Origin of the sequence: Allokutzneria oryzae, assembly GCF_042429765.1 — a bacterium.
GTDB lineage: Bacteria > Actinomycetota > Actinomycetes > Mycobacteriales > Pseudonocardiaceae > Allokutzneria > Allokutzneria oryzae.
On the sequence record NZ_JBHLZU010000020.1, the window covers coordinates 360347 to 381948 of the forward strand.

A 21602-nucleotide genomic window follows, 5' to 3' on the forward strand; every position below is an offset into this window, starting at 1 on the left:
CTCAGCTGTCCTCCTCGGGCGCGTTGCCCTCGGTGCGCTTGAGCTCGGCGATCGGGTCCACCGACGCCTCGCCCCAGCGCTCGGCGAACTCCAGCGGGTCGTCGAGGTCGGCGGAGGTGGGGATGAAGTCCGGGTGGTCCCAGACCGAGTCCCTGCCGGTGACCCCGTGCTTGTCGGTCATCAACCGCCACAGCCCGGCCGCCGCGCGCAGCCGCCTCGGCCGCAGCTCCAGGCCGACCAGCGTGGCGAAGGTCTGCTCCGCCGGGCCGCCACTGGCCCGCCTGCGGCGCAGGGTCTCCCGCAGCGCCTCCGCGCCGGGCAGCCGGTCACCGACCGCGTCCGCGACCACGACGTCCACCCAGCCCTCGACCAGCGCCAGCAGGGTCTCCAGCCGGGCCAGCGCGGCCTGCTGCTCCGGGGTGTTCTGCGGCTGGAGCACGCCGGACTGCATGACCTCCTCCAGCGCCTGCGGGTTGCTGGGGTCGATCTGGCCGGCGAGCCCCTCCAGGGCGGAGGTGTCGACCTTGATGCCCTTGGCGTACTCCTCGACCGTGCTCATCAGCCGCTGCCGCAGCCACGGCACGTGCGCGAAGAGCCGGTGGTGCGCGGCCTCCCGCACGGCGAGGAACACCAGCACCTCGCTGGCGGGCCTGCCGAGGCCCTCGGTGAACTTCTCGATGTTGGCGGGCAGCAGCGCGGCCGCGCCCTCCGGCCCGAGCGGCAGGCCGACCTCGGTGGAGGTCAGCACCTCGGAGCCCAGCTGCGCCAGGCTGCCGCCCAGCTGCGAGCCGAACGCGAGGCCGCCCATCTGCCCGACCATGGACAGCAGCGGACCCGCGGCCTGCTTGGCCTCCTCGGGCATCGCCTCCACCCAGGCGCCGGACATCTGCCGCGCCACCGGGTCGCACAGCCGCTGCCAGCTGGGCAGGGTGCTCTCCACCCAGTCACCCGCCGACCACGCCTTCGCCGTGCGCGCACCCGCGGGCAGCGCGGTCGCGGGGTCCAGCCACAGCTCGGCGAGGCGGACGGCGTCACCGACCGCGCTCTCCTGCTGGGAGGTCGGCCTGGTGGTGCCGCCGTTGCCGCCGAGCTGCTGCATGGCCAGCTGCTTGGCCAGGTCGTAGTTGACCGGCCCGCTCGATGAGCCCGCCTGGCTGAGCACCTGGCCCAGCTGGCTGAGCATCTGGCCGAGCTGGCTGATGTCGAAGCCCCCGGCGCCCGCGGCGCCGAACGGGTTCTGGCCGCCGGGCGGCACGAACCCCGGCGGCATGCCGGGCATGCCCTGCCCGAACCCGAACCCCTGGCCGTGGTCCTGGGGGCCTTGCTTGTTCTCTCCCTTGCGCTCCGGGTCCTTGTCGGGATCGGAGCCGCTGAACCCGAAGGGCAGATCGCTCATGTCATCCACGGTACGCGGCGCGCGGGTCCCGCACCCGGTCGCGGGGTGCGTGGACCCGTACGCTGTCGGCTTGTGACCCGCCGCACCTGGACCCTGTCACTGAGCGTTCTGCTCGTGCTCGTGCTCGGCTTGGTCGGAGGCTTCGTCCGGGTGCCGTACGTGGCGCTCGGCCCCGGCCCGACCTACGACACCCTCGGCAAGATCGGTGACACACCGGTCGTGCAGTTCGAGGGGCGCGACACCGCGGACTTCGGTGGACACCTGACGATGACCACCGTCGGCGTGACCGACGGCGTGACCCTCTTCGGCGCGCTCGGGCTGTGGGCGGGTGGCAGGTTCGCGCTGGTCCCGCGCGAGGAGATCTTCCCGCCGGAGAAGACCAAGCAGGAGGTCGACGCCGAGAACACCAAGGCGTTCGAGGACTCCCAGAACAGCGCCGAGGTGGCCGCGCTGCGGTACCTGAAGTACCCCAACAAGGTGCTCGTCGGCTCCGTCGTCACCAACGGTCCCGCGGACAAGGTGGTGCAGCCCGGCGACAAGCTGGTCGAGGTCAACGGGCAGCCCGCGACGACGTCGGACCAGGTGCGCGCCGCGCTGCAGGACACCAGGCCCGGCGAGCAGGTCACTGTTCGCTTTCAGCGCAACGAACAGTCCGGGCCGACCTCCGCGCAGGTGACCCTCGGGGAGCGCCCGGAGAAGGGGCCGGACCGCCCGACCTACGGCTTCCTCGGCATCACGCCGATCGACCGGCCCTCGGCGGACTTCCACATCAAGATCAGCCTCAAGGAGGTCGGCGGGCCGTCGGCCGGGCTGATGTTCGCACTGGCCATTGTGGACAAACTGACCCCCGGCAAGCTCAACGGCGGCATCTCGGTCGCGGGCACCGGCGAAATCAGCCAGGAGGGCAAGGTCGGCGCGATCGGCGGCATCCCGTTCAAGATGCGGGCCGCCAAGGACCAGGGGGCCGAGGTGTTCCTCGTGCCAGCCGACAACTGCGTCGAAGCGCGGCAGCGCGCGCCGGAGGGACTGCGGCTGGTCCGCGTGGAGACGCTCGCGGGGGCGGTGGAGTCACTGCAGGCGCTCCAGGAGGGCAAGCCCACGCCCGGTTGCTGAGCCAGGCGGCCCGGACGACGCCGAAGCGCCCGCGGGTGGTCCCGCGGGCGCTTCCGTGCTCACCGGTTACTCGGGTGCCTTGTCGTGCTGGAAGGTCGAGCGCAGCGCGTCGACCAGGTTGGGCGCGAGGTCCGGGTGCTCGATCAGCTCGTCGGCCTCCTCCGCCCCGCCGCTCTTGAGCCGCAGCAGGCAGACGCCGTTCTCGCCGTCGCGCAGCACGCCCGCGACCAGCCGGGCCTCCCGGCGCAGCGGGTGCTCGGCGATGAACTTCTCGGCCGCCGCCGGGTCGGCCTCCTCGTCCGGCAGGTCGGCCTCCGCCTCGGGCGGCAGCATCAGGATCTCCTGCGTCAGCACGCACCCGGCGACCGCGTCCGGCCAGACGATCCTGGCCAGCGTGGTGCCGAGGTCGTCCTCGGGCAGCGAGTCCTGCGCGATCGGGGTCAGCGTCGCCTCGGGGTCGATGCGCTCGGCGAGTCCGGGCTCCCGCTCGATCAGGTCGGCCGTCGGCACCAGCGCGAACAGCTGCGGCGGCTGGTCCCATCCGGCCGAGGCGACGAAGTCCTCGACCTCGCGCACCGCGGCGGGCAGCGCCGTGGAGAAGCTTCCGGATTCGGTAGGAGATCCCATACGGGCATGTTTTCATCCCCCCACGTGAAGGCCGCCACGGGAACCCGGAAGGGGCCTCGTAGAGTTGGACATATCGGGACGCGTGTCCGCGTCGTCGAACCTTCGTGCTCGCGTGCGTCCCGTCGCCCAGGAACCATCCCCTAGGAGCGTGCCACGTGGCCATGCGGCCCCCGGTCGGAATACCGAAGCTGTCCAAGCGCAGCCGGATCCTGCTCATCATCGGCGCGGTGCTGCTGGCAGTGGTCGTGGCCGCGTCCCGCCTGCTCGGCACCTATGTGAACTGGCTGTGGTTCGGCGAGGTCGGCTACCGCTCGGTGTTCAACACCGTGTTGTTCACCCAGATCGGCCTGTTCGTCGTGATGGGCTTGATCGTCGCCGGTGTGCTGATGCTCAACCTGACCATCGCCTACCGGTCCCGCCCGGTCTTCGTGCCGGTCAGCGGGCCGGACGACCCGGTGTCGAAGTACCGCTCGGTGATCATCCAGCGGCTCCGGCTCGTCGGGTTCGCCGTGCCGGTGGTCGCGTTCATCGCGGCGGGTGTCGCGGCGCAGGCCGACTGGCAGGTCGTGCAGACCTTCTTCAACGGTGAGAACTTCGGCATCACCGACCCCGAGTTCAACCTCGACATCGGCTTCTACGCCTTCGGCCTGCCGTTCTACACCTGGCTGATCTCCTGGGGCTTCGTGATCGTCGCCGCGTCCTTCGTCGGCGCCCTGGTCACCCACTACATCTTCGGTGGCATCCGGCTCGCCGGCCGCGGCGGCCAGCTCTCCGCGCCCGCGCGGATCCAGCTCGCCGTGCTCGCCGGCCTGTTCGTCCTGCTCTACGCGGCCTCGTACTTCTTCGACCGGTACGAGCTGCTGTTCTCCGGCAGGAACCCGAACTTCTACGGCGCGACCTACACCGACCTGCACGCGGTGCTGCCCGCCAAGCTCATCCTCACCATCATCGCGATCTTCTGCGCGGTGGCCTTCTTCGCCGCGGCCTTCCTGCGGGACCTGAAGATCCCGGCCATCGCCACCGTGCTGCTGGTGCTCTCCAGCCTGCTCGTCGGCGCGGCCTGGCCCGCGCTGCTGGAGCAGTTCTCGGTGCGCCCCAACGCGATCCAGAAGGAAGCGCAGTCCATCGAGCGCGCCATCGGGGCGACGCGGGACGCCTACGGACTGACCCAGGACAAGGTGACCTTCACCGAGTACCCGGGTCGTTCCGAGTCGACCCCGCAGGAGATCCGCAGCAACGCCAACAACCAGGGCACGATCTCCAACGTGCGGCTGCTCGACCCGAACGTGCTCGCGCGCACCTTCACCCAGCAGCAGCAGCGGAAGAACTTCTACGGCTTCGGCGACAAGCTGGACGTGGACCGCTACCGGGTCAACGGGCAGCTGCGTGACTACATCGTGGCGGTCCGCGAGATCGACCCGAAGAACCTCACCGAGAACCAGCAGAACTGGATCAACCGGCACCTGGTGTACACGCACGGCAACGGTTTCGTCGCCGCGCCCGCCAACACCGTGAACTCGGCGTTGCAGGACACCAGCGGCCAGGGCGGCTACCCCGTCTACACGGTGAGCGACACCAGCGGTCAGGGCGACATCAAGGTCGACCAGCCGCGGATCTACTACGGCGAGCTGGCCACCGACTACGCCATCGTCGGCGGCAAGGACGGCGGCAAGGACCGGGAGTACGACACCGACACCGCCTCCTACGGCTACACCGGCAAGGGCGGTGTCTCCCTCGGGAACCTGTTCAACCGCTTGGTGTTCTCGGCCGCGTACGGCGAGCGCAACATCCTGTTCTCCAGCTCCATCGGCGACGAGTCGAAGATCCTCTACAACCGGGACCCCCGGTCCAGGGTGAAGATGACCGCGCCGTGGCTGACCACCGACGGCGACCCGTACCCCGCCGTGATCGACGGCCGGATCAAGTGGATCGTCGACGGCTACACCACGCTGGAGAACTACCCCTACGCGCAGAAGACCCAGCTGAGCCAGGCGACGCAGACCTCGCAGGGGGTCCGCCAACCCGCGCAGACCTTCAGCTACATCCGCAACTCCGTCAAGGCCACTGTGGACGCCTACGACGGCACCGTGAACCTGTACGCGATCGACGAGAAGGACCCGGTGCTCAAGACCTGGATGAAGGTCTTCCCCGGCACCGTGAAGCCCAACTCCGAGGTCTCGATGTCGCTGCGCGAGCACTTCCGCTACCCGGAGGACCTGTTCAAGGTCCAGCGCGAGCTGCTGGCCCGCTACCACGTCAACAAGCCGGACGTCTTCTACTCCCAGAACGAGTTCTGGGACGTGCCGGACGACCCGACCGACGAGCAGCAGCCCACCACCCAGCAGCCGCCGCAGTCGCAGCAGCCGGGTGCTGCGGCCTCGCAGACCTCGGGCGGCAAGCTCCCGCCGTACTACGTGATCGCGCAGGCGCCGGGCCAGGACAAGCCGACGTTCCAGATCACCAGCGCGTTGACGGGTCTGCGACGGGAGTTCCTCTCCGCGTGGGTGTCGGCGTCCTCGGACCCGGGGGACTACGGGAAGATCACCGTTCTCCAGCTGCCGACCACGACCCAGACCATGGGTCCCGGCCAGATGCAGAACCAGTTCTTCTCGGCGTCGAAGGTCACCGAGGCGCGGACGCTGTTCCAGAACCCGCAGGCGAACGCGGTCAACGGCAACCTGTTGACGCTGCCCGTCGCGGGCGGGCTGCTCTACGTCGAGCCGATCTACATCCAGCGCAAGGACACCAACGCCTTCCCGCAGCTGGCGAGGGTGCTCGTCGGCTTCGGCGGCAAGGTCGGCTTCTCCGAGACGCTGGCGGGCGCGCTGGAGGAGGTCTTCGGCCGCGGAGCCGGTGAGGGCACCACGCAGCCCAACCCGGGTGCCACGCCGCCGCCCGGAGAGAACCCCGGCGGCACCGCGCCGCCGGGCAACCAGCAGATCACCCCGGAACAGGCCAAGGCGATCCAGGACATCGGCGCCGCGATCGACCGGCTGCGCAAGGCGACCCAGAACGGTGACTTCGCCGCGATCGGCCAGGCGCAGAAGGACCTGGAGGACGCGACCAAGCGGTTCAACCAGAAGTAGCGGCCCAACGCCGGTGGCGTTAACCGATTTGCTCCTCGGTGACGCCACCGGCTAGGGTTGTCTCAACGACGCGGGGTGGAGCAGTTCGGTAGCTCGCTGGGCTCATAATCCAGAGGTCGCAGGTTCAAATCCTGTCCCCGCTACCAATTCGGCAATCCCCGTCCGCAGAGTGCGCGGACGGGGATTGTTCGCATTTGCGTCCCGGGGGTCGAACCCCCGGACCCCCACGGTGCGGGCTTGCTGGGTTCCGGCGTTGGTGCGTTGGGGGTGTGACCAGCGGAGGTTGGGGCGTTGTGTTGATCTGCGTTGCGCGGCTGGCCAGGGGGGCTCGGGGCGTGAGCTGCGGCGGTGGGGCGTTGGTGCTGTTGCGTGGGGTTCTGGTCTGACCAGCGTTGATCGCGGTGGGGAGGGGGCGTTTTGGGAGTGCGCTGGGTGAGGGTGTAGGGTTATCTCAACGACGCGGGGTGGAGCAGTTCGGTAGCTCGCTGGGCTCATAATCCAGAGGTCGCAGGTTCAAATCCTGTCCCCGCTACCAATTCGGCAATCCCCGTCCGCAGAGTGCGCGGACGGGGATTGTTCGCATTTGCGTCCCGGGGGTCGAACCCCCGGACCCCCACGGTGCGGGCTTGCTGGGTTCCGGCGTTGGTGCGTTCGGGTGTGACCAGCAATCGTGGGGTGCCAGGTGCCAGGTGCCAGTGGTGGTCTGCGCTGGCTTGTGACCAGCCCCGGTGCGTCGGGTGGTGACCAGCCTCCGGGGCCCTGGCGGTCTTGCGTCGGGTTGCGGCCGGCTCTGGTGGGGGGCGGTGCTGATCCGCTTTGGTTGTGGCGGCTCCGGTGGGGCCGGTGTTGTTGCGCGGGGTCCTGGTCTGACCAGCGTTGATCGCGGTGGGGAGGGGGCGTTTTGGGAGTGCGCTGGGTGAGGGTGTAGGGTTGTCTCAACGACGCGGGGTGGAGCAGTTCGGTAGCTCGCTGGGCTCATAATCCAGAGGTCGCAGGTTCAAATCCTGTCCCCGCTACCACATGACGAAAGATCCCCCGGCCGCCAGGGCCGGGGGATCTTTCGCATGCCCAGCTACTTCAGGTCACGAACCCACGCGTGGGCGCAAGCAGGGGAGCACACCCGGCCGTCACCCGAGATCGCCGTCGAACGCTTCAGTGACTTCCCGCAGACCATGCACTTGTCCATCGACTCGGGCTTCTTCGTGAGCTGGGCCGGGACGAGTGACTTCGCCCGCTGCTTGACGCCCTCCTTGACCTTGCTCGTGACCTGCTCTCGCTTTTCGACCAGCTTCGTCCGGAACCAACTACGGTGCACGGTCGACCTCCCTGCTTCCTTGGTCGATCGAGGGGCCCGCACGCCACAGTCGGGCCCCATTGGGGCAGATCTTCGGGGTTCGGGCCGCGGCCTCGATAGCCCGGCGGGGGCAAATCCACCGGGTTGGAGCGGGAAAACCCACGTAACGGTCAGCGCCGGTTGCGCAGAGTAAACAGCTGCTCGCCTGGCTCGGTCGCGCTAGGTTGCGGAGCGTGACTCCCGAGACTGTGGTGGGGCTGCTGGCGGGCCCCGAGAGACTGCGCGTCATCGCGGCGCTCGCGTTGGGATCGACCTCGCTCACCGAGCTGACCGAGGCGACGGGTCTGGACGCGAAGGCGGTCGGCAAGGCCGTGCGCAAGCTGGAATCCGGCGGCCTGCTGGAGGAGCGCCGCGGCGGGTACCGGCTGCGCACCGAGGTGCTGACCGAGCTGGCCCGCGCTGCCGCGCCGGAGGAGCGCGCGGGCGACCACGGCTACGCGGTCTCCGACCCCAAGACGGAGTCGCTGCTGCGGACCTTCGTCAAGGACGGCCACCTCGTCGGCATGCCCGCGCAGCGCGGTCGCCGCAAGGTGCTGCTGGAGCACATGGTCCAGGCGTTCGAACCCGGTGTGCGCTACCCGGAGAAGGAAGTGAACGTCATCCTGCGCGCGTGGTGCGAGGGCGGCTCGGCCGACCACGTGTCCGTGCGGCGGTACCTGATTGACGAGGGCCTGCTCACCCGGGGCGACGGCGAGTACTGGCGCTCCGGGGGCTGGTTGGACGTGCTGCCGAAATAGTGTCCGCCTTGACTCTTTCCGGTCGGCCGCCTAGCAGAACTTCGTGGATGGCGTCGGACGTTTCGGCTAGATGCAGAAGCGCATCATGTCGGGAAACGCCCAATTTTGCTCCGCGGCTGCCGAGTACGTCCGGGCAGCGGGTGTGTACGCGGGGAACAAGGACTATGTCCTCGCTGCGGTGCGCGAGTACTGCGAGGCCGGTGACCACGCCTCTGCTCGCATGTGGCTGGAGCGACTGGAGCGTGACGAGCTTCCTGAGGACGAGCAGGCCGAGGTCGAGCTCCTGTCGTTGGAAGTGGAGTCGCACACCGACCCGGTCGGAGCCGATGCCGGCTGGATGCGGGAGCGGCTCCGTCGGCTCGCGCGGAAGTACCCGGGTTCGGATCTGGTCCGGCACAACCTGGAAGCGTTGGGAGCCTGATCGTGCGGCGCGGGTTTCGGTACTGGCGTGGGCTTTCGCATGCGCAGCGTCGGATCCACGCTCGGCCGGCGGAGCTGGGCACCTGGGAGGGGGAGCACGCCGGGGTCGACGCGAGGCGCAGTGTCGAGGAGTTGGAGCGGCGCTACCGAGGGGGAAACCTGTGGCGCTCGGTGCTCTGGACGACTCGTCGGCATGTGTTCTCCTACCTGTTTGTCGGCCTCCTGTTTGTCGCTGTGGTGCCGCTGGTGCCCTGGGTGCTTCGGCGGAGCCTGGACGTGCTCGACCGCAGCGATGATCTTGCTGTGCTGGTTCCCGCGGCAGGGAGCCTCACGTTGGTGATCGTCGTGCAGGCGGTGCTGCGCTGGCTCAACACCGCGCACGTTCGGCGGCTGGTTCTGGTTGTCGAGCTGCTTGTACAGCGCTTGGTCTTCCGGCGGCTCCAGCGGGTCGACGCTCGGTGGTGCCGTGAGCGCCAGGCCACGACGCTGACCTACCTGGTGAGCTACCCCCAGCAGCTGTCCCAGCTCGCCTTCGTCGTCGAGTTCGTGATCAACTCACTGCTGGTCGTCGCGGTCACCGGATACCTGGCGGTCGCGTTCGGCGCTGTGGTCGTGGTGCCGTTGCTGGTGGTCGTGCTGGTCACCGTGGTCCTGCAACGGCTGGTGTTCCTGACCAACCGCGTCGAGTACGAGTACCTGAAGATCGACCGGGATCGTGGGAACCTGATCGAGCTGCTGGCCAGGAGATGGCAGGACATCCGCCGCCAGCAGCTGGAGGGACAGCTGCTGGCCTCGGTCGCCGAGGTTCGGCAGCGGCAGCATCGGGTGCTGCGGAGAAGGGCGCCACTGGCGACGACAACGCTGGCCCTCCAGGACACGTTCGTCACCTTCGTCTCGCTGGCCGTTGTCGGGGCAGTGATGTGGTTCTCCGGAGCCGCCTCCGTCGCCGACGTGTTCGCCCTGCTCGTGTCGGTTCGCGTGCTGCTCGGCGCTGTCCGGGGCAACTTGCTGACGTACGACTCGCTGCGCGACGCGGCCGAGACCACGCCGGAGATCGACGCGCTGTTCACCGAAGCACCCGAGTGTGACGGGGCGGAGGCGTCACCAGCGCGGGCGGGTGCTGTTCGGATCTCGCTTCCCGGCTCGCCGGTGATGGAGATCGAGCCTGGCGAACGCGTTCTCGTGATCTGTGAGGACAGCAGCGGATCGGCCTTGCTGCGCGGTCTCGCCGCGGAAGCCGGTGGCAGGCGTGTTCTCGTGGAGAAGGGGCAGCCCCTGTTCGACGGGCCGGTCGCCGAGGTTGTCACGTTGTGGGACAAGCAGGTCGACGAGCAGCGGTACGTCAGCGCCTTGCGTGCGAGCGGGTTGCTGACCGATGTCGCGGAACGAGCTGGTGGTGACGCGGCTCTGCTGAGCGGCACCGAAAGCCGGTTGTCCGAGGGACAGACCGTTCGACTCAGCCTCGCGCAGGCCCTGTACGCCCGACCGGACGTGCTGTTGCTGGACGATGTCTTCGTTCCACTCGACCACGCCCGGGCGACACAGGTGGCCGGTGAGCTCCTCGCGCCGGGGAATGCTTGGGGCACAAGGATTTTGACCAGCTCCCGGCTTGAGCTCGTGCGTCATGTGGACCGGGTGCTCGTGGTCGGGCGGACCGGTGGGGTCCTGGTGACCAGGGAGCAACTGGCATCCGGTGAGCGCAGCGACACCGTCACGGGGCTTCTGGGGGCGGACCTGCCGGCCCGGCTGGCACAGATCCTGGCCGTCGAAACGGACTCGGCCACGCGAACCGGGGACGAGGACGCTGTCGCCAAGGCGCGGACCTTCTCGTTCGAAGGCGAACGTGCGGTCGTCAGTGACGAGGCGTTCGAGGTCACGTCCGGCCAGCTGCCTCGCGTTCGGGACTTCTTGCGCAACGGGAGAGCGCTGTTCTCGCTGCCTCAGATGGCAGTTCTGCTGGCTGCTGTTGCCGTGTTCGTGGCCGCCGAGCTCGGAGTGGGGCTGCTTCTCGGGGCGACCGGCCCCGTCGCTGCCCAGAGCGACCCTCTCGGCTGGATGGTGGTGCTGGCGCTGGCCGCGGTTGTCGGAGCGGTCGCTCGCTACGCGGTTGTCTTCGCTGCGCCGGGAACGGCGATCGACCTGCTCCACAACGCCATCTTCCGCTCTCTGCTGCTTTCTCCCCTGGAAGCCCGCCGCACCGGGGTGATGGGGCGGCTCGCCCGCGACTTCTTCGTGTTGGAGATGCAGACGCCGAACCAGTACACGTCGCTGGTTGCCGCTGTTGTCCAGGCACTCGGCGCGATTCTCGTTGTCGTGATCGCAACACCCGCCACAGTGCTCGTGCTGGTGCCCATCGCACTTGCGGCGATCGTGGTCTATCGGCAAAGCCGGGTCGTGGTCCAGGCCGGGGCCCGTCTTGCCGCCGCGATCCGCGCGCCGCTGCTCACTTTCGCCTCCGGCGCACTCGACTCCGAGGGATACCGCCGGTCGCCGGTGATCCGGAGTGCGCTCGCCGAGCGGTTCGCCGACCTGGCCGGTCTGCGCGCGGCCGCGTTGAACCGGATCGACCTGGCCAGCTTCCGGGTGTTGCTGATGATCGAGCTCATGGGCGTCGCCGTGTTCTGCGCGGCGCTCTGGGGAGCCGTCCTGCTGGCCGGGCCGGTCGCTGTCCCGATCGCCTTCCTCGTCTACGCCACCTACACGTTCTCCGCCGAGATCTGCGCACTTGTCGAGCGTTTGCAGAAGGCGGACACCATGAGCGCCCACTTCAGCAGGCTGAGCGACATGCTGGGGGAGACCACCCTGCCGCGACGTGACCAGGTGGCTCGTGAGGTTCCCAAGCGGCCGAAGGCGCTCTACGCGTCGCTGGTGACCGGGGCAACCAAGACCGGAGGCGGGGCAGGCCCGGCGTTGAGCACGCACCGGCTGAGCGTGCGCTTCGACGACGGACGCGCGGTTCTCGACGATGTTTCCCTCTGTGTCGAGGGCGGTTCCACGATCGCCGTTGTTGGCCCGTCAGGCATGGGGAAGAGCACGTTGCTGGAGGTGCTCGCGGGCTTCCGGAAGCCGTCTTCCGGACAGGTCCTCGTGCACGGGCAGGAGCCCGACCTGCTGTCCGACGGGACCAGGCAACAACTCCAGTACGTGCAGAGCGACGTCCCGTTGTTCCCGTTGACCGTGCACGGGTTCCTCGATCCCTGGAGTGAGCAGGACGAGTCCGCGCTGCGACATCAGCTCGATGAGGTCTATCGAGCTCTTCGCGCCCCAGCTCCTGCTCTTGAAGCCCCGATGTCGGAACTCGAACTGGGCCGACGCCAAGTGTTGAACATCGTCCGTGCGCTGTTGCGCGAGCCGCGTGTCCTGTTGCTGGACGAGGCGACCTCCGCGCTCGACAGTGGCCGGGAGCGAACCGTCATCGAGTACGTGCGTGACCACACCCTGCGGCTGACCTGCCTTGTGGTCATGCACCGCAGTGACAACCACACGTGCTTCGACGAACTGGGGGAGCTGACGCCGCGTGGCCTTGTGCTGAAAGCCGTGGCTCAGGACGGGTCGGAGCCGCGGATGGCGGCCCACCACAGTGCCAGCGCGGCCGTGATGAGCGTGGCGCCGAGCCAGACCGGGAACCCGCCGACGTCCAGGTAGGACCAGAACAGGCCGACCAGCGGAGCCGGGACGATCAGGGCACCGTCGGCGCGGAGCTGGCGCAGGACGGTGCCCGCCGCCCGCGCGCGCTCGGCCGCGTCGTCGCCGGGCGTTGCCGGGTTGTCGGTCCGGCGGCCCGCCGGTTCGGTTCGCGCCGTGGCCCCGGAGGGATAGAGCACCGTGCCGTCGAACTCCACGGCCACGAGGCGGTCGTCGCGCGGGTCGCCGTACGCGGTGACCTCGACCGGCGAGGGCATGCGGACCAGGACCGGGTCGAAGTAGACCGGGATCCACCGCTGCGGGCCGGACTCGGTCTCCAGCCAGGACCTCGCCAGCAACCCCTTCTGCACGCGCACGCGGCGTACCAGCAGCTTGCGGGGTTCACGCCCGCGCAACCTCGCCCGCACGAGGACGAGGCCCAGCGTCACGCCGATCACGACCACGGCGACCACCGCGCCGAACGTGATGCCGCTCGCGCCCCGGTCGGCTTGGGCGAGCAGCGCGGCGCCCGGGATCGCCGCGTTCTCCGGAGCCGTCGGGTCGTAGGCGATCTCGGTGCGGGTGCCCGGCTCCGGTGCGGTCACGGCGAGCTCCACCGGTGCGGTGACCTGCCTGCCGTCCGGAAGCGCCCACCGCACCTGCACGGTGTAGTCGTGCACGGCGGTCACCTCGCCGACCGCGCGGGCGGAGAACGTGTCCATCCTCGCTCGCGCGGAGGTGTAGGCGGACAACGAGATCGCTCCGATCGCCGCGCACACCACGAGCACCAGCAGCGCTGTCGCGAGACCGTGCCGGACGGCGCGGATGTCGAGAAGTCGTTGCGGTGGCGAGGAAATCGGGTTCACCGGGTTCATCCTGTCTCTGTCGTGCCACACAGCGAGAGGGCCCGCGAGGAGTACTCGCGGGCCCTCTCCGGACGATCACACTGCTCTACTTCACGTAGCCGATCTTCTCGAACTCGAAGCCCGCGAAGCCGAAGGCACCGAAGTTCGCCAGGGTGTCCTTCACGCCGATGGCGTTGGGGCGCTGGTAGAGCAGCAGCGAGTGCCCGCTCTTCCAGATCTCCTCGTCCGCCTTGTTCGCCAGCTCGGCGCGCTTGGCGTCGTCCAGCTCGGAGTTGGCGTCGGTCAGCAGCTTGTTGATGGTCTCGTTGCCGATCCGGCCGTAGTTCTGGTTCACGGCATTCGGGTCGAGCTTGTAGATGCCGCCCTTGGAGCTGGCGGGCGTCGGGGTGCCGATCCAGGAGAAGTGCGTGACGTCGAAGTTGCCCTTGTTCACGTACTCCTTGAAGAACAGCTCCGAGGGCACGGTCTGGATGTCCAGCTTGACGCCGATCGCGGCCAGCATCTGCTGGGCCTGCTTGGCCTCGTTGGCGCTGGTCTCCACGGCGCTGGGGATCACGTCGCGGATGACGAGCTCCTTGCCGTCCTTCTTGCGGGTGCCCTCACCCTCGCGCTTCCAGCCGAGCTCGTCGAGCTCCTTGGCGGCCTGGTCCTTGTTGAACGCCACCAGCTGGCCCTGGTCCTTGTAGTCCTTCAGGCCCTCGACGTAGATGTGGTTGTTCAGCGGCTTGGCGTCCGGGATGATCGCGCCGATCTGGGACTTCGCGATGGTGGTCCGGTCGATCGCCTTCTGGATGGCCAGCCGCAGCTTCGGGTCGTCCAGGATCGCGCCCTTGGCGCCGTTGAAGGTCATGTGCCGGAAGTCGGGCGCGAGGGACTTGCGGATGACCGCGCCGGGAACCGGCTTGACCTGCTGGAAGGTCGTCACGCTCGGGCCGATGTCGATGAAGTCGACGTCACCGGCGGCGAAGGCCTGCGCGGTGGAGTCGACGTCGAGCTGGCGGTAGATGATCCGCGACAGCTTGGGCTTGTCGCCCCACCACTTGTCGTTGGGCACCAGGGTGAGGATCTTGGCGCCGCGGTCGATCGAGTCCAGCTTGAACGGACCGGCCGTGGTCAGCGGCTTCTCGATCCAGCCCTCGTTGAAGACCTTCGGGTCGGAGTTGGTCGACGCCGGGTACAGCGGGTCGAACAGCGAGCGCCAGTCACCGAACTTGTTCTTGAAGGTGACCTTGACGTCCTGGTCGGTCGCCCCGCGCTCGACCTTCTCGATGTCCTCGTAACCGGTGTTGCTGGAGGTCACGAAGGCCGCGTTGGTGCCGTTGAGCGCCTTGAACTGCGCGTCGAAGTCCTTGTAGGACAGCGGGGTGCCGTCGTACCAGACCGCCTTGGGGTTCAGCTTGTACTCGACGACCTGCTGCGGGTTGGTCGAGACGAGCTGGACGGACTCCACGTAGTTCTTGTTCGGGATCAGCTCACCGCGCGCGTTGGGCATGTGGATGCGCGGCATCAGCGCCTCGGTGATGTCCGCGCTGTCCCGCTCGGTGCCATCGAGGTGGTGGTAGTTGAACTGAACCGAGAGCTTGCTGACCGCCCAGCGGAGGTCGCCGCCGTCCTTCAGCTCGCTCACGGGCTTGGGGTTGATGTCGTTGGCGTCGACCTTGCCCTGAAGGTTGTTCGCCGGGTTGTTGCCGCCACCGCCACCGCAGGCCGAGAGCACGAGTGCCCCGGCCGTAAGGGCGGCAATCAGCAACGCTGGTTGCCGTCGCCCTCGCATCACGCCAGTTCCTCCACTGCTTACTAGTCGCCCGCTTTGTGTATTTCGGGCGTCGATCAGGTGGACCCTACGTCGAACTTTTTCGGTTCGCCCAGCACAGCCGTATAACACCACAATGGCGTTCGCTGGGTCGCGTGTCACACGACCTCGCGGACCTCGGCGTAGTGACACGCCACCTCGTGGTCGCGCCCGTGCCGCTCCCGTGGCGGGTGTGACTCCAGGCATCGCTGCTTCTTGTCCTCGGGCAGTGCCGCGAACTTGAAACAACGGGTCCGGAACCGGCAGCCGCTCGGCGGGTTCGCCGGGCTGGGGAGGTCGCCGGTGAGAATGATCCGTTCCCGCTGCCGTTCCTTGACCGGGTCCGGAATGGGGATCGCCGACAGCAGCGCCTGGGTGTACGGGTGCTCCGGACTGCCGAAGACCGCGTCCACGTCACCGATCTCGACGATCTTGCCGAGGTACATCACCGCGACCCGGTCGGCGATGTGCCGCACCACCGACAGGTCGTGCGCGACGAACAGGTACGACAGGCCCAGCTTGGCCTTGAGCTCGTCGAGCAGGTTGATGACACCGGCCTGGATGGAGACGTCCAGCGCGGAGACCGGCTCGTCCAGCACGATCAGCTTGGGCTCCAGCGCCAGCGCCCTGGCGATGCCGATGCGCTGCCGCTGCCCGCCGGAGAACTCCGCCGGGTAGCGCGCGGCGTGCTCGGCGCGCAGGCCGACGAGGCCGAGCAGCTCCGGCACCCGCTTCTGGATCTCGGCCTTGGAGAAGCCGTGCACCTGCATCGGCTCCGCGAGCACGTCGCTGATCGGCATGCGCGGGTCGAGCGAGGCCATCGGGTCCTGGAACACCACCTGCATGTCCCGGCGGATGGCCTTCTTGTCCTTCGCGGGGATGTCGCCGACGCTGCGGCCGAGCACCGAGATCCCGCCGCCGGTCGGCTTCTCCAGCCCCAGGATCTCCATCAGCGTCGTGGTCTTGCCGCAGCCGGACTCGCCGACGAGGCCCAGCGTCTCGCCCTCGCGGATGTCGAAGCTGATGCCGTCGACCGCGTGCACGGTGCCGACCTTGCGGCGGAACACCACGCCCTTGGTCACCTCGAACTGCTTGACCAGCTCGTCGACGCTCAGCACGACCTGGCGGTCCTCGCGCGGGACCGAGGCGATCTCGGCCTCCTCGACGACCTCGGCGCCGAAGACCTCGGCGGGGTCCGGCTCCTTGCTGGCGATCTCCGCGCTGCGGATGCACGCGGCGCGGTGCGGGTTGTCGACACCCGTCCGGGTGTCCACAATGGACAGCGGTGGCTCCTCGGTGTCGCACGCGGCGACGTGCATCGGGCAGCGCGGGCCGAAGGGGCAGCCCGGCGGCAGCGACACCAGTGACGGCGGCTGGCCGACGATGGGCACCAGCGGCTGCTTCTCCTCGGCGTCCAGCCGCGGGATCGAGCCGAGCAGGCCCAGCGTGTAGGGCATCCTCGGCGCGGCGTAGATCTGCTCGACCTCACCGGACTCCACCGCGCGGCCCGCGTACATCACCAGCAGCTTGTCGGCGAAGCCCGCCACGACGCCGAGGTCGTGGGTGATGATCACGATGCCCGCGCCGGTGACCTCCTGCGCGGTCTTGAGCACCTCAAGGACCTGCGCCTGCACCGTCACGTCCAACGCCGTCGTCGGCTCGTCCGCGATGATCAGGTCGGGGTCGTTGGCGATGCCCATGGCGATCACCGCGCGCTGGCGCATACCGCCGGAGAACTCGTGCGGGAACGCCTTCGCGCGCTGGCCGGCGTTGGGGATGCCCACCAGGTCGAGCAGCTCGACGGCCCGGTTGGCCGCCTGCTGCTTGGTGACCTTTCCCTTGCCGTGCACCAGGATCGTCTCCGCGATCTGGTCGCCGACGGTGTAGACCGGCGTCAGCGCGGACAGCGGGTCCTGGAAGACCATCGCGATCCGCTTGCCGCGGATCTGCGAGAGTTCCCGGTCGGAGCGGCCGAGCAGCTCCTTGCCCTGGAACCGGATCGAGCCGGTGATCTTCGCCTGCGGCGGCAGCAGGCCCATCACGGCCAGGGAGGACACGGACTTGCCGGAGCCGGACTCGCCGACGATGCCGAGCACCTCGCCCCGGTCGACGCGGTAGCTCAGGCCGCGCACCGCGCGGACCCGGCCGTCCTCGCTCGGGAAGGACACGTCGAGGTCGGTGACCTCGAGCAGCGGTCCGGTGTTCGCCGACGCCGGGGCGTCGAACTGGATGTCAGCGCTGGTCATCGATCATCCTCACGCTTGGGCGCGGGCACCTCGGCCGAGCCGGGGCCGGTGACGGCGGCGGTCTCGCCGGAGCCCCGGGAGTGCTTGCCCTTCCGCTTCTCCTTCTTCTCCTTCACCCGGCCCTTCTGCGAGGTCGGGTCGAGCGCGTCCCGCAGGCCGTCACCGATGAAGTTCACCGCGAGCACCGCGATGATCAGCAGACCACCGGAGAACATGAACAGCCACGGGAAGGTCAGCGCGGCGCGCGTCCCGTCGCGGATCAGCGTGCCGAGGGAGACGTCCGGCGGCTGCACGCCGAAGCCGAAGAAGCTCAGGCCGGTCTCGGCCAGCACGGCGCTGCCGACGTTGATCGTGGTGTCGATGATCAGCAGCGACGCCATGTTCGGCAGGATGTGCTTGCGGATGATCTTCCAGGGCTTCTCGCCCATGAACCGCGCGGCCTTGACGAACTCCCGCTCGCGCAGGGTCAGCGTCATGCCGCGCACGATGCGGGAGGTGATCATCCAGTTGAACGCCGCGAGCAGCACCACGAACCACAGCCAGTTCTCCCCGCGCAGCGAGGGGCTGATGATCGCGATGATGAGGAACGACGGCAGCACGAGCAGCAGGTCGACGACCCACATCAGCGTGCGGTCGGACCACTTGCCGAAGTAGCCGGCGGCCGAGCCGACGATCGTGGCGATGAACGTGGAGATCAGCGCGACGAGCAGGCCGATGGTGAGCGACTTCTGCAGCCCGCGCATGGTCTGCGCGAACACGTCCTCGCCGATCTGCGTCGTTCCGAACCAGTGGTCGGCGCTCGGCGGCGACAGGAACGCGTTGTAGTCCTGCTGCTTGTAGTCCCACGGCGAGAACAGCGGAGCCAGGAACGCCATCGCGTAGAGCAGGACCAGGACGACGAGACCGATCAGCGCGAGCCTGTTGCGCATGAAGCGGCGCACGACAAGGGCACCGCGGCCGGTCGACTGCGTCGTCTCGACGGCGGCGTCCACCGGACTCCCGGTCGCGGCGCCGGTGGTTCCCGTCGAGTCGCTGTCGTTGAGGTTGACGGACATGTTTCCTCCCGGCCCTAGATCCGGACCCGTGGGTCGAGAGCGGCGTACAGGACGTCGGCCAGCCAGCCGGAGATCAGCACCAGCACGGCGACGAACAGCGTCACGGTCGCGACGATGTTGGTGTCCTGCTCGGTGATGCCGGTGACCAGCCAGTCGCCCATGCCGTACCAGGTGAACAGGCGCTCGGTGAACACACCGCCGGTGATCAGCAGGCCGAAGCCGAAGGCGAACAGCGTCGCCATCGGGATCAGCGCGGTGCGCAGGCCGTGCTTGAACAGCGCCTTGCCCCTGGTGAGGCCCTTCGCCTGCGCGGTGCGCAGGAAGTCGCTGCCGAGGACGTCGAGCATCGCGCTGCGCTGGTAGCGGCTGTAGAAGGCGATCTGGCCGAGGGCGATCGTCAGCGTTGGCAGGATCAGGTGGTGCGCGCGGTCCAGCAGCATCGCCCACCAGCTGCCCTCGAAGCCCGGTGTGAACTCACCGGTGAACTGGAGCACTTTCGTGCCGGTGGCGTCGTTGAGCTGTTGCGCCCCGTACTTCAGCAGCACGCCGAGCAGGAAGACCGGTGTTGACAGGATTATGAACGAGAACAGCGTCGCGAAGTAGTCGCTGAACTTGTACTGCCGGATCGCGCTGACCACGCCAAGCACCACACCCAGGATCACGCCGACGAGCGTGCCGATGAGGAACAGCCGGAGGCTGATGCCCATCCGGCGGCCGAGCTCCTCGGTGATCGGGTTGTTGGTGATGGTCTGACCGAAGTCACCCTGCACGACCCCGCCCAGCCACGTGAAAAATCGCTGGGGGATCGGCTGGTCGAGGTGCAGACTCAGCTCCTTGGCCGCGATGGCCGCGGGCGGAGGTGGTGGGTTGCGCTCGCGCAGCTTCGCGATGGGGTCGAACGTCAGTGATGCGAGGCTGAACGCGAGGAATGTCGCGACCAGGCACAGCACCACATAGTTCACCAGCCGTCGCAGCAGGAAACCGATCACCTGCCATGTCCTTTCCCGGACGATCCACTCCCCGGGGTCGTCTTTGACCGCGCGGGAGTGCTTCGAGCCCTTGTCGAGCCGTGACGATAACGCGCACGTCCAGAGTGGTCAGGGCAACGCCACGGGTGACTGTCCGTACAGAAACATGCATATTCAGTGAGCTGAACCGGACCGACCTGCGGAACTGCGCCGGGCCGTTATTGATACGTGATGCTCCGGCGCTCCAGAGCCGATTCCCGCTCAGTCAATACGGTGAATAAGTGAACATGAATCATGTAGCAGATGCCGTCCCGCTCCACCCGTCCGCCGCCTTGATCACTGCGTGCGGTCGTCGCCCGGATGGCCGCTCCGGGGCCGAACGGGTGATCAACGATCACGTTCGTCCCAGTGCGTTTCAAGCCACAGTGGACAGATGGGCAGACCACTGTGGACAGCGGGGGAAAGCCGTGGCACCGTTGGCTAGGTGACTGAACTGAACGCAACCGCGGCAGCGCTGCTCGGCCTGCTGCACGACGGTCCGAAGACGGGCGGCCAGCTGGTCGCGTCCGCTGGGGAACGCTTCGGTGCGTTCTTCAGCGTCACCCGCAGCCAGGTGTACCGCGAACTCCCCGCACTCGCCGCGGCCGGGCTGCTCAAGCTCGGCAAGCAGGGGCCGCGCTCCAGCCAGCAGTACGTCATCACGCCCGCGGGCAAGAAGGCGTTCAAGACGTGGCTGGCCACCGAGCCCGGTCCCGACCACCTCCGCAGCCCGCTGATCCTGAGGCTGGTGCACGCGGGTTCGCTCGGCGGCAAGCAGCGGGTGGCCATGGTCGACTCGGCCAAGCAGGCCTACACGGCCAAGCTGGACGAGCTCAAGGCCCAGGCCAAGTCGGCGGAGGACCCCTTCGCCAAGGCCGCGGCGGACTTCGCCGTCGCCCACACCAAAGCCGTTCTCAAGCTGCTCGACGCGGTTCCCACCGCCTGATCGAACGACAGCTCACGGCAGGGTCGCCCGCTCCGGCGGGCGGCCCTGTCGCGCGTTCCGGGGAGGGCGGGTGGCACCTTCGCGCACGGAGCCCCCGCCAAGTCAGTACGATTTCACGACGTGAACCCGGACGTCGCTGCCGACCTCAAGGACCTCTCCTCCACGCTCTCCGGTGTCGAGGCGGTGATGGACCTCGAGAAACTGCGCGCCGACGTGGCCGAACTTGAGGATCAGGCCGGTCGGCCGGACCTCTGGGACGACCAGGAGCGGGCCCAGCAGGTCACCAGCCAGCTCGCCTACAAGCAGGCCGACCTGCGCAAGGTCACCGAGCTGCGCCAGCGCATCGAGGACCTGGAGGTCCTCTACGAGCTGGCCGAGGAGGAGGGTGACGCCTCCTCCGTCGAGGAGGCCGACGCCGAGCGCGCCAAGCTGCGCGAGCAGATCTCCTCGCTTGAGGTCCGCACCCTGCTCTCCGGCGAGTACGACGAGCGCGAGGCGCTGGTCACCGTGCGCGCCGAGGCGGGTGGCGTCGACGCCGCCGACTTCGCCGAGATGCTGATGCGGATGTACCTGCGCTGGGCCGAGCGGCACGGCTACCCGACCGACGTCTACGACACCTCCTACGCGGAGGAGGCGGGCATCAAGTCCGCGACCTTCCGCGTCCGCAGCCCCTTCGCCTACGGCACCCTCTCCGTCGAGCAGGGCACCCACCGCCTGGTGCGGATCTCGCCCTTCGACAACCAGGGCCGCCGCCAGACCTCCTTCGCGGGCGTCGAGGTCGTGCCCGTCGTCGAGCAGTCCGACCACGTGGAGATCGACGAGAAGGAGCTCAGGGTCGACGTCTACCGCTCCTCCGGCCCCGGCGGCCAGGGCGTGAACACCACCGACTCCGCGGTCCGGATCACCCACATCCCCAGCGGCATCGTGGTGTCCTGCCAGAACGAGCGCTCGCAGCTGCAGAACAAGGCCACCGCCATGGGCGTGCTGCAGGCGAAGCTGCTGGAGCGCAAGCGCCAGGAGGAGCGGGCCAAGATGGACGCGCTCAAGGGCGACGGCGGCTCCAGCTGGGGCAACCAGATGCGCTCCTACGTGCTGCACCCGTACCAGATGGTCAAGGACCTGCGCACCGAGCACGAGGTCGGCAACCCCGGCAACGTGCTCGACGGCGAGATCGACGACTTCCTGGAGGCAGGCATCCGCTGGCGCCGCCAGTCCGGCTCCGAGGCCTCCTAGGACCGGTCGCCGACAGGCGCGCGCAAGCGCACACCCGCGCGGTCGCGTCCCCCTCCCGGGGGATGCGGCCGTTCGGCCTCAAACGAGGCGTCACCAGCCG

General features: G+C 68.5%; 15 protein-coding genes and 3 tRNA genes. 10 read left to right on the forward strand and 8 right to left on the reverse strand.

The window, feature by feature from the left end:
- Nucleotide 1 precedes the first annotated feature (1 nt).
- A complete protein-coding gene (locus ACFFQA_RS26145) occupies nt 2-1396 on the reverse strand; it encodes a zinc-dependent metalloprotease (protein ID WP_377857519.1) in 1395 nt (464 codons plus the stop codon).
- Between the two features lie 72 nt (nt 1397-1468).
- Here ACFFQA_RS26145 and ACFFQA_RS26150 point away from each other — a divergent pair, with 72 nt between their 5' ends.
- Complete coding sequence (locus ACFFQA_RS26150; RefSeq protein WP_377857522.1) at nt 1469-2509, forward strand: YlbL family protein; 1041 nt, start codon at nt 1469-1471, stop codon at nt 2507-2509.
- Nucleotides 2510-2575: 66 nt separating this feature from the next.
- Here the strand turns inward: ACFFQA_RS26150 and ACFFQA_RS26155 are convergent, their stop codons facing one another.
- The gene (locus ACFFQA_RS26155; RefSeq protein WP_377857525.1) at nt 2576-3136 is read right to left on the reverse strand and encodes a PPA1309 family protein; all 561 of its coding nucleotides are present in this window, start codon (nt 3134-3136) and stop codon (nt 2576-2578) included.
- A 161-nt stretch (nt 3137-3297) separates the two neighbouring features.
- On the opposite strand from ACFFQA_RS26155, the gene ACFFQA_RS26160 reads away from it, so the two are divergent.
- The 4 genes from ACFFQA_RS26160 to ACFFQA_RS26175 all read left to right on the forward strand — a co-directional run bounded on the left by ACFFQA_RS26160 (nt 3298) and on the right by ACFFQA_RS26175 (nt 7241).
- Complete coding sequence (locus ACFFQA_RS26160; RefSeq protein ID WP_377857721.1) at nt 3298-6222, forward strand: UPF0182 family protein; 2925 nt, start codon at nt 3298-3300, stop codon at nt 6220-6222.
- Nucleotides 6223-6291: 69 nt separating this feature from the next.
- A tRNA-Met gene (locus tag ACFFQA_RS26165) sits at nt 6292-6368 on the forward strand.
- A gap of 312 nt (nt 6369-6680) precedes the next feature.
- Nucleotides 6681-6757, forward strand: a tRNA-Met gene (locus ACFFQA_RS26170).
- A gap of 407 nt (nt 6758-7164) precedes the next feature.
- A tRNA-Met gene (locus ACFFQA_RS26175) sits at nt 7165-7241 on the forward strand.
- 53 nt (nt 7242-7294) lie between these two features.
- Here ACFFQA_RS26175 and ACFFQA_RS26180 read toward each other — a convergent pair.
- Nucleotides 7295-7537 carry a hypothetical protein gene (locus tag ACFFQA_RS26180; protein WP_377857528.1) on the reverse strand — a complete coding sequence of 81 codons (243 nt, stop codon included), beginning with the start codon at nt 7535-7537 and terminating at the stop codon, nt 7295-7297.
- A 212-nt stretch (nt 7538-7749) separates the two neighbouring features.
- Between ACFFQA_RS26180 and ACFFQA_RS26185 the strand changes: the two genes are divergently transcribed.
- The 3 genes from ACFFQA_RS26185 (at nt 7750) to ACFFQA_RS26195 (ending at nt 12378) form a co-directional block, all read left to right on the forward strand.
- Complete coding sequence (locus tag ACFFQA_RS26185) at nt 7750-8313, forward strand: DUF2087 domain-containing protein (protein WP_377857531.1); 564 nt, start codon at nt 7750-7752, stop codon at nt 8311-8313.
- A 70-nt stretch (nt 8314-8383) separates the two neighbouring features.
- A complete protein-coding gene (locus ACFFQA_RS26190; RefSeq protein WP_377857534.1) occupies nt 8384-8734 on the forward strand; it encodes a hypothetical protein in 351 nt (116 codons plus the stop codon).
- 245 nt (nt 8735-8979) lie between these two features.
- Entirely contained in the window at nt 8980-12378 is a 3399-nt protein-coding gene (locus ACFFQA_RS26195; RefSeq protein ID WP_377857537.1) for an ATP-binding cassette domain-containing protein, read from the forward strand.
- Here the strand turns inward: ACFFQA_RS26195 and ACFFQA_RS26200 are convergent.
- The 5 genes from ACFFQA_RS26200 to ACFFQA_RS26220 all read right to left on the reverse strand — a co-directional run bounded on the left by ACFFQA_RS26200 (nt 12276) and on the right by ACFFQA_RS26220 (nt 19305).
- Complete coding sequence (locus tag ACFFQA_RS26200; protein WP_377857540.1) at nt 12276-13223, reverse strand: DUF3592 domain-containing protein; 948 nt, start codon at nt 13221-13223, stop codon at nt 12276-12278. The genes ACFFQA_RS26195 and ACFFQA_RS26200 overlap by 103 nt on opposite strands.
- A gap of 85 nt (nt 13224-13308) precedes the next feature.
- Nucleotides 13309-14997, reverse strand: coding sequence for an ABC transporter family substrate-binding protein (locus ACFFQA_RS26205; RefSeq protein ID WP_377857543.1), 1689 nt, complete (start codon nt 14995-14997; stop codon nt 13309-13311).
- Between the two features lie 137 nt (nt 14998-15134).
- Nucleotides 15135-17261 (reverse strand): ABC transporter ATP-binding protein, encoded by a 2127-nt coding sequence (locus ACFFQA_RS26210; protein WP_377857546.1) that lies wholly within the window; start codon nt 17259-17261, stop codon nt 15135-15137.
- Nucleotides 17258-18316 (reverse strand): ABC transporter permease, encoded by a 1059-nt coding sequence (locus tag ACFFQA_RS26215; protein WP_377857549.1) that lies wholly within the window; start codon nt 18314-18316, stop codon nt 17258-17260. Before ACFFQA_RS26215 ends, ACFFQA_RS26210 begins: the two co-directional genes overlap by 4 nt.
- Before the next feature lie 14 nt (nt 18317-18330).
- The gene (locus ACFFQA_RS26220) at nt 18331-19305 is read right to left on the reverse strand and encodes an ABC transporter permease (protein ID WP_377857553.1); all 975 of its coding nucleotides are present in this window, start codon (nt 19303-19305) and stop codon (nt 18331-18333) included.
- Nucleotides 19306-19768: 463 nt separating this feature from the next.
- Here ACFFQA_RS26220 and ACFFQA_RS26225 point away from each other — a divergent pair, with 463 nt between their 5' ends.
- Together ACFFQA_RS26225 and prfB are read left to right on the forward strand one after the other, a co-directional pair.
- On the forward strand, nt 19769-20269 hold the full coding sequence (locus tag ACFFQA_RS26225; protein ID WP_377857555.1) for a helix-turn-helix transcriptional regulator: 501 nt from the start codon (nt 19769-19771) through the stop codon (nt 20267-20269).
- A 120-nt stretch (nt 20270-20389) separates the two neighbouring features.
- Nucleotides 20390-21502: a peptide chain release factor 2 gene (prfB, locus tag ACFFQA_RS26230; protein WP_377857558.1), complete on the forward strand. Its 1113-nt coding sequence runs from the start codon at nt 20390-20392 to the stop codon at nt 21500-21502.
- Nucleotides 21503-21602: the final 100 nt, after the last annotated feature.

Excerpts from the sequence above, each read along its gene's own strand:
- ACFFQA_RS26145 (WP_377857519.1), bottom strand. The coding sequence starts at position 1,396 with ATGAGCGATCTGCCCTTCGGGTTCAGCGGCTCCGATCCCGACAAGGAC.
- ACFFQA_RS26155 (WP_377857525.1), bottom strand. The coding sequence starts at position 3,136 with ATGGGATCTCCTACCGAATCCGGAAGCTTCTCCACGGCGCTGCCCGCC.
- ACFFQA_RS26160 (WP_377857721.1), top strand. The coding sequence starts at position 3,298 with ATGCGGCCCCCGGTCGGAATACCGAAGCTGTCCAAGCGCAGCCGGATC.
- ACFFQA_RS26190 (WP_377857534.1), top strand. The coding sequence starts at position 8,384 with ATGCAGAAGCGCATCATGTCGGGAAACGCCCAATTTTGCTCCGCGGCT.
- ACFFQA_RS26205 (WP_377857543.1), bottom strand. The coding sequence starts at position 14,997 with ATGCGAGGGCGACGGCAACCAGCGTTGCTGATTGCCGCCCTTACGGCC.
- ACFFQA_RS26210 (WP_377857546.1), bottom strand. The coding sequence starts at position 17,261 with ATGACCAGCGCTGACATCCAGTTCGACGCCCCGGCGTCGGCGAACACC.
- ACFFQA_RS26215 (WP_377857549.1), bottom strand. The coding sequence starts at position 18,316 with ATGTCCGTCAACCTCAACGACAGCGACTCGACGGGAACCACCGGCGCC.